At 42.3% G+C, this 12,835-nt stretch carries 9 protein-coding genes; 2 read left to right on the top strand and 7 right to left on the bottom strand.

The features are described from left to right. Window positions 1–219 precede the first annotated feature (219 nt). Together AC58QM_RS17225 and AC58QM_RS17220 are read left to right on the top strand one after the other, a co-directional pair. Window positions 220–1,641, top strand: a complete 1,422-nt coding sequence (locus AC58QM_RS17225; RefSeq protein ID WP_497285981.1) for a golvesin C-terminal-like domain-containing protein — start codon at window positions 220–222, stop codon at window positions 1,639–1,641. Window positions 1,642–2,034: 393 nt separating this feature from the next. Continuing rightward, the gene (locus AC58QM_RS17220; RefSeq protein ID WP_497285979.1) at window positions 2,035–4,239 is read left to right on the top strand and encodes a galactose-binding domain-containing protein; all 2,205 of its coding nucleotides are present in this window, start codon (window positions 2,035–2,037) and stop codon (window positions 4,237–4,239) included. 76 nt (window positions 4,240–4,315) lie between these two features. Here the strand turns inward: AC58QM_RS17220 and AC58QM_RS17215 are convergent, their stop codons facing one another. The 7 genes from AC58QM_RS17215 to AC58QM_RS17185 all read right to left on the bottom strand — a co-directional run bounded on the left by AC58QM_RS17215 (window position 4,316) and on the right by AC58QM_RS17185 (window position 12,718). Beyond that, window positions 4,316–5,221 carry a response regulator gene (locus AC58QM_RS17215; RefSeq protein WP_497285976.1) on the bottom strand — a complete coding sequence of 302 codons (906 nt, stop codon included), beginning with the start codon at window positions 5,219–5,221 and terminating at the stop codon, window positions 4,316–4,318. A 2-nt stretch (window positions 5,222–5,223) separates the two neighbouring features. Next, complete coding sequence (locus AC58QM_RS17210) at window positions 5,224–6,498, bottom strand: sensor histidine kinase (protein WP_497285974.1); 1,275 nt, start codon at window positions 6,496–6,498, stop codon at window positions 5,224–5,226. Window positions 6,499–6,530: 32 nt separating this feature from the next. After that, window positions 6,531–7,181, bottom strand: coding sequence for an amino acid ABC transporter permease (locus AC58QM_RS17205; protein WP_497285972.1), 651 nt, complete (start codon window positions 7,179–7,181; stop codon window positions 6,531–6,533). 20 nt (window positions 7,182–7,201) lie between these two features. Then, entirely contained in the window at window positions 7,202–7,870 is a 669-nt protein-coding gene (locus tag AC58QM_RS17200; protein WP_497286051.1) for an amino acid ABC transporter permease, read from the bottom strand. A gap of 48 nt (window positions 7,871–7,918) precedes the next feature. Next, the gene (locus tag AC58QM_RS17195; RefSeq protein WP_497286049.1) at window positions 7,919–8,779 is read right to left on the bottom strand and encodes a glutamate ABC transporter substrate-binding protein; all 861 of its coding nucleotides are present in this window, start codon (window positions 8,777–8,779) and stop codon (window positions 7,919–7,921) included. A 23-nt stretch (window positions 8,780–8,802) separates the two neighbouring features. Further along, entirely contained in the window at window positions 8,803–9,531 is a 729-nt protein-coding gene (locus tag AC58QM_RS17190; RefSeq protein ID WP_497285970.1) for an amino acid ABC transporter ATP-binding protein, read from the bottom strand. Window positions 9,532–9,724: 193 nt separating this feature from the next. Then, on the bottom strand, window positions 9,725–12,718 hold the full coding sequence (locus AC58QM_RS17185) for an alpha-L-arabinofuranosidase family protein (RefSeq protein ID WP_497285969.1): 2,994 nt from the start codon (window positions 12,716–12,718) through the stop codon (window positions 9,725–9,727). Window positions 12,719–12,835 lie beyond the last annotated feature (117 nt).

The following is a 12,835-nucleotide window of genomic DNA, read 5'->3' as shown; positions in this document are numbered from 1 at the left end:
TCCCCATGCATACTGGCTAGTAGATGAAGTATAACGTGCAAGTCAGGAAATTTACAAGATGGCAGACGTTATTTTATACGAATGGCTGTGTTACGTAGGCGTCGATTCAGACACCTTACGATTTTGAACCATATATGGAATTTGTGGCATTATCATGGGGAGTTGATTTCAATTATAATAAGTTTTGTAAGCGCTTTATTACATGAACAAGGAGGTTTTATGATGTTTAGAAGGTTACCGTTGAAAATACTTGCCGTTATGGTTATGGTGGTGTGTGCTTTGACTTTGCAGTTAGGATTGAATTTCCAAGTTGGTAAGGCTTCAGCAGAAATCGCGGGATTTCCGCATCTTACATTTAAAAAGATGCTCATCGACCCCGTCAATGACAATCTCAATTATAATCCAACGGGAGAACTCATTTCTCCAACGATATTCAAAGCAGCGGATTATTTTACAAATCCTTTAGCAACCTACTATATGTACGTAGCGCCGCATGATGCCCCAGGCGGAATAAGCTTATTTTACTCAAATAAACTGGATGGTCCGTGGACGGAATATGCAAATAATCCTGTCATAGCGAATAACTGGTCACCTAATTACAATGTTAGTCACGTGTCTTCACCGAATGCGGTATGGATCAGTGAAGAAAATAAAATGTTCCTCTATTTTCATGGAGAAAACACGACAACCAGATATGCTACAACGACGAATGGCATTAACTTTACCTATGGGGGGACCGTCATTACTACGGCCATGATTCCAAATGCGACGGAGACTTCCTATGCGAGGGTATTTGAGTACACGATTCCAAGGTTTAATAATAAATATACGATGACGTTTATGGTCAATAACACATCTAATGTAAGGAAATGTTATCTAGCGTATTCCAATGACGCTATAAATTGGACCGTACAAACAACACCACTTGTTTCTGCTAATGCACAGGAAGGTACCAATATTGGCGGTGGGGAATATTTGAATTGGAACGGTGGTCATTACCTTGTATATAATGCGACTTCCGGGAATTCGCACATAACGGAAGTTGGAGCGAATTTCGATTTGGAAAATCATCTTGGTGTGTTTTACGATCCATCCCCTACTGGTCCAGAGTCAAATAAAATCGGTGGCGTATCTTTTATAACTGTTGGTGGCGTATTGTATGCTTTTGCGGATATTGGCGGCAGACTTGACGGTAAAATTGCTTATTATAAAAATAGTGATACGGAGGTTATCGTCGATAATTCCCAGGGCAGCCCCTTTACAAGCAAAACATCAGGAACTTGGACGACAACAACCGGAAGTGCTGGATATTACGGAAGTAATTATGAGCATGATGGAAATGCCAATAAAGGTGATGCGGCATTTAGATGGATACCCAGTCTTCCCTCCGCCGGAAACTATAATGTGTATGTCAGATTTACATCTCACGCAAACCGAGCCACAAATGCAAAATATACGGTATTTTATAATGGAGGTTCAACTACTTATACGGTAAACCAGACGACCAATGGTGGAACATGGGTTTATCTAGGACAGCATGCTTTTCTTGCAGGTCAGAACAGTGTTAACGGTTCAGTAAGATTGGAGAATGCTGGTACAGATGGATATGTAGCTGCTGATGCTGTTAGATTTGTGAAATAATAATGAGAGTTTTACCCTAAATCCCTTACTTTTCGAAGTAGGGGATTTATTTTTATTGTAAATTTCTATAGGTAACACGAACTATAATCATGAAAATGCTTTTATTGTAATAGGAAGAGACGAATGAGCCCGACTCTATTTGATTTTCTAGCTTTCATCCACGAATAAATTACAGCGGTCAATTAGTTCAAAGGATACAGACGAGGCTCATGAAAAGTGATTCTACATACGATTGTTCAGCCCAAAATTACTACTTAGAAGGCAACAGTACCTATTGTTCATTCTTAATTTGATCTTATATAATCGCTCTGATTGCATTTCCAATAGTTTCATGTTAACTATTGCGGAAATTTGTCATTTATTAATCAGGATTATGAGGGAGGATAACCAGGAATGAACGTACTTTCAAAAGTAACACCAAGAAATGTATTAAAAGTCACCTCCATGTCTCTTGCTTTATCTGTGCTTTTGAGCTCTTATAACTTGTCACCTGTCTCACATGCTACTACTTCTGCTTCTCACCAGAGCAGCACAATTAACGCGCAACAGCTGCTGGATGCGCCAAAGCTGATTGCTGATAACACCAGGAATACGGTTCGTCGCAATGTCGATATTACGTTTACAGATGATTTGGAATGGAGAAATGCGATCACTGCTGTAAAGTTAAATGGGTATGATTTAAGTAAAACCTCTCTTATCACAGTAGCACCAGGTAAGATCACATTCGACAGTGCTCTTTTCCAAGGTGAAGGTTTGAATTCCATTCGTATTGAAGCAACCGGTTATTCAAATGCAGACATTACACAGGTCATTGAATCGAATTATGAAGTAAACCTTGCCTTAAATAAACCTACAGTTACCTCAGATAACGCGAAACAAGCCGGCAAATATGCGGTAGATGGAAATAAACAAACAAGATGGGAATCCGAATTCGCTGACTCGCAATTTATTACAGTAGATCTAGGAGCGGTGTACGATGTTAGCCGCGTGGTCTTAAACTGGGAGAACGCAGCCGGTAAAAATTATGATATTCAACTATCCGTGGATGGTTCGAATTGGACGACCGTTTACACGACTAATCAAGGAGAATCTAACCTTTCCGATGATGTGTATTTCACACCTGATAAAGCAAGATATGTGAAAATGAATGGTCATACGCGTACAACGGATTACGGCTTCTCTCTTTGGGAATTTGAAGTGTACGGTCTCCCTGGAGATGTATCGCCTATAGCACCAGCACCTAGTTTAAATGCTGATACAACAGATAATACACTCGGTCAACCGATTGATATTACGTTTGCCGACAATTTAGAGTGGAGAAATGCGATCAGCGAAGTAAAAGTCAACGGCGCAGTTATTAGCCCTTCTCAATACACAATGACATCTGGCAAAATGATCTTCAACAGTTCTTGTTTTACAGAATCACAACCCTATTGGATATCTGTTCAGGCAGAGGGATTTAATGAATCGTTAGTTTATCAAACGATCCTGCCTAAGAACGACACAGGCGTGCCTACGAATCCACCAACAAATCCACCGACGTACCCACCAACAACACCTGGTAGCAATGTCGCGTTAGGTAAGCCAACCGTATCGTCGCCTAATTACCATCGGTCTAGTGAGGATGCCGTTGACGGCAGATTTGATCGCCGCTGGGAATCCGATTTTAACGATAACCAATGGATGAGCGTTGATCTTGGAACGCCAACTATGATTAATCGTGTGGCTTTGAATTGGGAAAATGCCTACGGTAAAGCCTACACAATTGATGTATCTACATATGGAAATAACTGGAATACTGTATACGCTACTGACAATGGAAATGGTGAGATTGATGACATTTCTTTCTCCCCTGTTAAAGCAAGATATGTGAAAATGAACGGTATTAAACGCGGTACACCTTACGGCTTCTCGTTGTGGGAATTCGAAGTATATGCTGGTACAGCAGATTTGATCGAAGGTCCTGTATTGACAGCTAACACTACGGCCACAATTGGAAATCCAGTAGTATATACTTTCGCTGATGATACAGCATGGAGACATGCAATCCATTCAGTTGAATTGAATGGCGTAGCAGTGAGCCCTTCACAATATCGTTTGGAAGCAGGTAAAATCACTTTAAATGCCTCCTTGTTCATTGACCCTAAAGCGTATCAACTAACGGTTGGAGCAACTGGCTACAAAAATAACTCTGTTGTACAAACGATTACTCTAGGATCGTCCTACAATTTGGCCTTGAACAAACCAACAACTACTTCTAACGAGCCGCTTAAGAGTAGCAATTACGCAGTTGATGGTGACAAGAGCACACGTTGGGAGTCACCTTTCAGTGATCCACAATGGATTAGTGTCGATCTTGGTGAATCCTCTAAGATCAAGCGTGTTGTCCTGAATTGGGAAAACGCTGCGGCTAAATCTTACCGTGTAGAAGTTTCCACAGACGGCAAAACTTGGACAACAGTTTACGCTACAACAAGTGGTCACGAGGGCATCAATAACCTAATTATTAATCAAACAGAAGCGCGCTACGTTAAAGTAACAGGGATAGAGCGTACCACTCAATACGGCTACTCCTTATTCGAACTAGGCGTATATTAGTCTCTAGATTAGACTAGCTGATTGTCTAGGACTGGGAAACCTATTATTAGGTGCTCCCGGTCCTTTTTAAACACAACTAATGCTCACTGCGCATTTTATCGGTGACTTCCAGGTAGAGGACTTGGAGAAATTTTTTAACATTAACCTTCCCCTTCTCCGGCTTGCAATTCTCATCGATTTCTTTCATTTTCATACGCACATCCTGGAATTCAAAATATAGAGGTGCATAATGCTCAAACTTGGGGTTGCCGTAATCCGTCAAGCCGATACTCGCTATATGGGTTAACGCAGCCATGATCGTTCGACGAATTCGCTGCTCCACAGCTTTGCCTTCTTTCTCTACATCCGCTTCATTTCTTTTGTGGCAGCGGGCCACCGTTTCATAGAGCTCCTTCAGCGGTGGGATTCCCTCCCCTTTATGATGACGAGTGAGATGCTCCATAATGTCCATCACATCGCGACTTCCGCTGTCACCTACTATCCCTATATCCATGAGAATCGGCTGTAGGATTTCACGGACGCCTCGTTTTTTACGCGTACTTTCCGAACCGGTGTGCAATAGACTTAGTTTGGTTAAAGACTCCTGAATTTCCTGTAGGGATCGGCTAATCTTCCACTGCTCATGAACTTTGGATAGCACTGCTTCGACTTCAATCTTATTGATCGGCTTTTGAATATAGAATTCAACACCAGCTTGATAAGCCTTACCGATCATTTCTTTATTTTCAATTTGCGAAATCATCACGTACTTCCCTTGATAACCGCGCTCCTTCAAGCGAATAATGGTCTCAATTCCATCTTGATCCGGCATAAGTAAATCTATCACTACGACATCCGGCGTCGTTTCCAGAAGAATCTTTTCTCCTTCGCTACCGCTGTCTGCTGTACCTACGACTTCGCCTAGACCACCATTTTCAATGATCCTTTGCAGCATCAGTCTGCTTACTGCATCATCGTCTACGATTCCGAATGACAGCATCATCTCTATGCTCCTTTTTTCAACGTATTGGTCAATAAGGTAATTACAAAAGAGGTCTGAGAGCCCGGCTCGTTAGAGCGCAGAAGAATATCCCCACCTAGCGAATGAACAATATCTCGAACATGTGAGAGGCCAATCCCTGTCGCAGCAAAGCCTTCCTGATTGAACTTCGTTGTAAAACCTGGAGCAAATATCATCTCCTTATCCTGCTCCGAAATGCCAACACCTGTGTCAGATACGGTCAAGATGGTCTTAAAACCCTGCTCATATGCCCCTACACGGATTGATCCTTGATCTTCAATGGCTTCCACAGCATTCGATACGAGATTATTGAGTACAGTTAAGAGGGGGATATATTGATCTGAGTAGTAATCCGTTTGAATGTCGCTTGTAATTTGAATCTTTTTTCCGATCATCGTACTGTATCCAAGGTTGGACTTGATGGCGAATTCCACAACTTCAGCCAGTCTCATTTCGGCAGCAAAATCCCGATCAAACAGCTTCAACAAACCAGCGAGAATGCGTTGAGAGTCCTTCTTTACTTCATGTATTTGCTGGGTAATTCCTAAAATGGTGCGAGCGTAGCTTTTTAACCCCGTCCCATTGACTTTTTCATATAAATTATGGCTCTTCGCCGTTATTTGTTCTATGGTTTCCATGGACTTGCGTAAGTAAAATACTTCGCCATACAAACCGCTATTCGTATTTAGCATTTGCTCAATACGCTTTTGTTGCTCAATATGCAAGACTCGCATCTGATTTATGGTTACACTGCTGTAGATGCCGACCACAAAGTAACTTCGTACGACAGCGGTCACGGTAATAAACACGAATTGCTGGGAAAAAAGGTAAGGTGAATGAAAAATGAAACTGCGGGCCAGTAATTCCAGTTCATTTGACATGAGGTCAATAACAGATAAGAATAATCCTAATATAAAGGGGTGGAAGCGATCCCACTTGTGCTTAATCACGCTCATGGCAATCGCATAGGCTATATAATAAAACGTGGCTGACAAATGCATTTGTGCACTCGTGATGAAAGATAAGGCTCCATGCGAAGTAATACCATCCTCTACCATTCGAAATAGCAGAACAGTGATGCCCGTAATTATACCTGTATACACATAAGGTAGATGCCGCATTAATAACAAGCAGAGAAGAAAGGCGCTGCTGCCAAGTCCGATACGAAACACTTCACCACTGAAAGGTGTTATTTTAAACTCCCCGGCAATTGCCGTTACAATCGCGATGAGGATCATTTGAAGCCCTTCGTTCTTCAATCGTCCCAGGCGCTCACCCCCTCGATATTCTCTTATACCATTCTTGATTCCATTCTGCGTGCTGCTAACGATAGCGCATAATTCACAGTAAAATACAGAAGCGCCACTAAAAATAGAATGGGCATGGTGTAATTATAGTTTTGTCCAATTACTATTTTCGCATGATGCATCAATTCAGGCAAGGAAATAACAATTGCTAGAGAAGTATCTTTCAACAGGGAAATAAATTGACTCACAAGTGGTGGCATCATACGTCTCAGCCCCTGTGGAAGGACGATATGCCAGAGTGTTTGCACAGAACTTAGTCCTGAAGAACGTGCCGCTTCAATCTGTCCTTTATCGATGGAATTAAGGCCGCTTCGTACAATTTCTGCGATCATAGCCCCTTCAAATATCGTTAAAGCAAAAATAGTTGCATTCATAGCTCCAAACTTGATGCCAATGTCCGGTAAGGCGAATCGCGCGAAAAATATAATTAACAATAAGGGTAAATTGCGAATGAGCTCAACTACGATGGCTAGAATTGGGGACACAACCATCAGCTTTGTATACCGAATTGTGCCGACGACAACTCCCACGATAAAGCTCAAAACAATAGAAATGACAGCGACTTTAAGTGTCATGTAAAAGCCTTCAAATACAAACCTTATATTATCTGCAGAAAAAGCATGCATAATATCCATTCGTTCACCCCCTCTTAAAGTCAGTCCGTACGAGCTAATTTACGTTCCAGAAGCAAAGCCATGTAACTTAAAGGCAGTGTCAGTACCAGATACAGCACAGCAACAAAGATATAGGTATCGAACGTAGCAAAGGTCTCACTAGCAACCTGATCGCCGAAATACATGAGATCGAAGCCTGCGAATACGCCTAGTACGGACGAGTTCTTAACGAGGTTTATGAATTGGTTGCTGAGCGGAGGAATCACAATTTTGATTGCTTGCGGAAGGACGACATGCCACATCGTTTGAAGATACGTCAGTCCCGAGGATTGTGCAGCCTCAGACTGGCCTTTAGGTACCGACATAATACCAGCACGGATCGCTTCCGCAATAAAAGATGCCGTATATACCGTAAGACCTAAAGTTCCGCATACGAACCCGCTTAGGGTAATACCCATTGAAGGCAGCCCATAGAAGAATACAAAAACAACAAGCAAGAGCGGAATATTTCGAATGAACTCCACATAGGCCGTACCTAACCATTGCAGTATTTTCACCGATCCAATACGAAAAATGGCAATGATCGTGCCTAGCACAAAGCTGCCAATTAAAGCAATAACGCTGGCAATGATCGTGTTCAAGAAGCCCTTCATATAGATATCAAAATAGTTCGTAAAAATTGAGAAATCCAACGTGCGCTCCCCCCTCATAGACAGAAAATGGGCAGCGGCAGCCACCCATCTATCCTCTTATTCTTGTTATTTGGATGGCGCTTTGCCGATCCATTTTTCGTATATTTTCGCGTATTGACCGCTTGACTCCAGCTTCTTCAGTCCTTCATTCACTGCGGCTTGAAGCGTTGTTTCACCTTTTTTCATCGCGATACCATAAGGTTCATCAGTAAAAGGTTCGCCGACTACTTCGAAGTTCTTATCCTGCTCCATCATGCCATAGAGGATGGCGTTATCCGTGGTCAACGTATCGCCTTGACCTGCTTTCAGAGCGCTAAATGCATCTTGATAATTATCAAACTCCAGTATGGTGGCATCAGGAGATTTCGCTTTAATATTGGCAACGGATGTGGCTCCTTTTACAGCCAGTACCTTCGTTCCTTTTTTAACATCTGCAACGCTCTTAATAGGGCTGCCCTTTTTGACGAGCAGGGACTGTCCCGCTTTGAAATACACCTGAGAAAATTCAACTTGCTTCATACGCTCTTCGGTAATCGTCATCGTGGCAACAATCATGTCAATTTCTTTATTATCGAGCATTGGAATGCGGGTTTTGGACGTTACTTCTTTTAACTCAATTTTCTTCTCATCGCCGAGAATTTCTTTGGCTAGTGCCTTGGCGATGTCAATGTCAAAGCCCTCAACCTCGCCTCCGGTAGGGTTTTTCAATCCGAACAGCTTCGTATCATATTTCACACCAACGACAACTTTCCCTCTACTTTTGATTTCATCCAGAACCGTTGTCCCACCTGCTGGCTTCGTAGTGCTTGGAACTGTGCTTGCTGCCGGAGTGCTCGATTCGCCCCCTGATATATTTGTTGTAGAGGCACACCCTGTCAATGCGAATATGGTTACCAACATCAACATGAAATTCCACTTTTTTGACATCATGGTTTCGTTCATCTCCTTATTTAATGGTTAAGTACGCGATTCAAAAATAGTTTTGCTCTTTCTTCACGCGGGTTAACGAAAAATTCATCTGGAGGTGATTCTTCGACAATCTGACCTTTATCCATAAATACGACGCGATCGGCTACTTCTCGGGCAAAGCCCATCTCGTGTGTGACCACAACCATTGTCATTCCTTCATCGGCTAGCGTTTTCATCACATCCAAAACTTCACCAACCATTTCTGGATCCAAAGCTGAAGTCGGCTCATCGAACAACATGATCTTCGGTTTCATCGCAAGCCCCCTAGCAATGGCGACACGCTGCTGCTGCCCACCAGACAACTGCGAAGGAAAGCTGTGCGCTTTATCCTGAATACCTACCTTGTCCAGATAGTACATCGCCACCTCTTCGGCTTCTTTCTTATCCATACCGCGTACCTTCAGCGGCGCCAGCGTAATGTTATCGATCACTTTCTTATGCGGATATAAATTGAAATGCTGGAATACCATGCCGATATCCCGACGCAGCTTGTTCATATCCATCTTCTTGTCGCTGACCTTGTATTCATTCACGACAAGTTCTCCACTTGTGATGGTCTCTAGACGATTAATGCATCTTAGCAGTGTACTCTTGCCTGAACCGGATGGACCTACAATGACAACGACTTCGCCCTGCTGAATCTGAAGATTAATTCCTTTGAGAACATGAAAATCGCCGTAATGCTTCTCGACTTGACGAAATGAGATCAATGGAACCCCCCCTTCGAACAATCTCTGTGAATGTAATCTTTTTGTTATGTAAACTGACATGTATGTACTTAAATAATAAGGTGAACCTATAGAATCTTATGTAATCCGACATTTGCTTTTAAAAAAAGGCCGTGGGACCTTGTTTCCGTACGCAAAAAAACCTAGGCTTATGCCTAGGTTTCAAGGTTAACGACTACTTATAAATTTTTACATTGTCCACATTTGTACTACCGGTGTTCGCATCTGCTGCATAGAATTCTATTTTACTTATATCTGAAACCGCGCTTCTAAGTGCAACCTGACTAAGCTTCTGAACACCATCAATAAACAAATCTAATTTATCTGTATCCGTATTGATGACTAATTTCAGCGCATACCACGTATCTGCTGTAAAGGTTTGTACCGTTTGCCATGTTCCATTAACATTCACCTTAATATTGCCATTATCAAATGCAAGCGTTTCTGCCCCAATTCCAGTACTGCTAGTGATATAGGGCATACACCACCAATTGGCGGTCGTATCTCTTCTGACTCTCGCTTCCACTGAAACAACACCACTTGCTGGACCAAACGTCTTATACATGGACGTTCTATTTCCTAGGGTCGTGTTAGATTTACTTATCCCTACACTCTTATCCGAAGCATCTGGCACATTCTGTACAGAGACTGTACCTACCGTTGTGTCGAGGACCCAACCCGAAGGTGGACTGCCTGTGGTCGTGCTGTTAAACTCATCATCGATATATTGTGTACTTACTTTATCAAGTTTGAAATAGTCCACAGCTGTCGCATAATTTGTAGATGCTGAATTCTTACCCGTTACTGTAAACCTAAAGCTATGCATGCCAGCACTTAATGTCATTGTTCCCAAATCAACCTCTTGATAGGACAATGTAGAGCTATACGCGTCAATAAGTGAACCTTTGGGGATACCATCAATAGTTAATTTGGTAATGCCTCGGGAAGGACCTTTTTTAACGCCAATCTTAATATTATAGGTACCAGCCGTGGTAATGTTCACGTTATTATATTGCACATATTCATTCACCGCTTGTAACTCAGCACTACTCCAGTGGTCATTACTTGGACCTGCGAGCTCGGCTACAGATGTTAATGTACGACCCGCAGTTATGTTAGCTCCACCGTTAAAGTTTTCTGTTTCATAAATCAGATCACCGTCAGAGGAAATCGTACCATGAACTCTAATCGTGGAGAAAGAATAAGCCTCAGCTGAATAGTTAATTTGATTCCCGCTTACGCTCGTCGTAGTTGTTCCTGTATCAACTTCATTCAAATCTGTACTCAGTCCATAATCAAGCCCATTCAGGTACCTACTATCTCTAGCATCCTTATTCCCTGCAATTTTTGGTTTTAAGTACGTTACATTTGCAGTAGGGGAAATATTCGTCATGCCATTTATTGAAACCGTACTGTTGATCACATTGGCGCTATTATTAATAAGCTTTAGAATTAAATCTCCGGTTTCTGTATCTTTGCCTGCTACCACCACAAGATTGGCATCTCCTGATTGTCTGAAATTCACATTATAGTCGGCCAAATTAGTGTTCCACATCTTCTCAGCATGGTAATAATTCGTTTTAAACACATTCGCATTATCAAAATCTAAAACTTTTCTTAAAAGTGTAAAGGCGGACATGTTTAGAATATCCCCATTTTTCTCGAATACGGCTTTATTTTTAGCTGCATCAAGCGCATCGATAATTTTGCCATCCCTGATATTGGAGCCATATTCCCCTATCATGACCTGTGGTTTGGAACGATCATAACTATTAATAAACTCGATCCAACCAAGACTACCTTGATTAAAATAATAGTGGTCATCCACGCCCCACGCACCTAAATTCGTGCTAAAGTTATAGAGGGAGTGGGAGTCACTTGCGGTTACAATCAATTTGAGTGCAGGATATGCAGCGTGAACAGCATTATATATTTTGGTAATATCTGCTCTTGCATTCGTGCTGTCATGCTCCTCATTTCCAAGGCCCAAGTACTGAATGTTAAATGGTGCCGGATGTCCCATAGCGGCACGTTTGGCCCCCCATGTGGAAGTAGCACTTCCATTGGCAAACTCTACGAAGTCCAGTGTATCTTGTGTAAGTTGCGCCATTTCCGGACTATTAGGGTCTAGAGCACCGGCAAGGTGTGTGACGCCAACAGGAAGGACGGGTACCGCAACTATTCCCATATCTTCGCTTAACTGCAGCCACTCATACATGCCCATACCATTGGATATATGGTCTGTCGTCTCATACATATTCCATTGTGAGTTGTTATACTCCTTACGCCCTTCAATAGGACCTACTTGATCCTTCCAATTATATTGGTAATCAGCACTATGGATGATGCACCCACCTGGAAAGCGCATAAAACCAAGATGCATTTCCTCAAGCGCAGTTCCCATGTCTAATCTAACGCCATTTGGACGATTTTTATAGGTTACACTAGGAAATACCGAAATAAAATCCAGATAGACATCGCCCGTTCCTTTCGCCAATACGACCAATTTGGCATTTGGATCCGTGGCATTAACTGTAATGCTGCCTGTATATTTAACCCAATCCGTCGTTATGGCATTTATGGTAGCTGTACCATAATCTGCACCTGATTGATTAGCGTATCCTATCGTTATGGATGAGTTAAAATTGGATCCTCTTTTTGCATAAAGCGAATAATTATAGGTAGCTCCAGCAGTTACACTAGTTCCATACCACCCGGCATTAGATAAACCGACGCCATTACCTGCGGCAGTAATATTAAAATGCGCATAATGCGTATTCACAAAGTTCAGAGGGCTGGCGTTTTCCACGGTAATGGTTCCTGCTCCGCCATCACGGTAAAGCTGTGTCCAGCCTGCTAAAGGATGATTATAGGTGCCACCGTCACCGGAATTAAATTCAAATGAACGGTTGAAAACCTTTTCTGCGTAAAGCCCCCCGTCAACTGCATTATGAAGATCTTCCGTGAATCCACCTATCAACTGCTGCGAGACTTTGTTACCCGTAACATTAGCATTCACGGCAACACTTGCTGTCGTTGTGGCCGCGTACGCAGGCTGGCTTACGCCTGTTACCCCGACACCAATTACACTAAGCATGATTGAAACCATTAAGATTACTGCAATATAATTTCTGCCCCCCATTTTTACATGCAACCTATGTCCAGTCATCCTATGACCTTCCTTTCCCACGTTTATTTTGTATGAACAGTATGTCCTCCAATCAGATCCATCTCTTTTCTAGTTCTTTTAATTACTTTATTTCATATAAGCCGTTGAATAAACAAC

It is taken from the genome of Paenibacillus sp. J22P165, from assembly GCF_059692015.1.
This window is presented reverse-complemented; position numbering and strand designations above follow the sequence as displayed.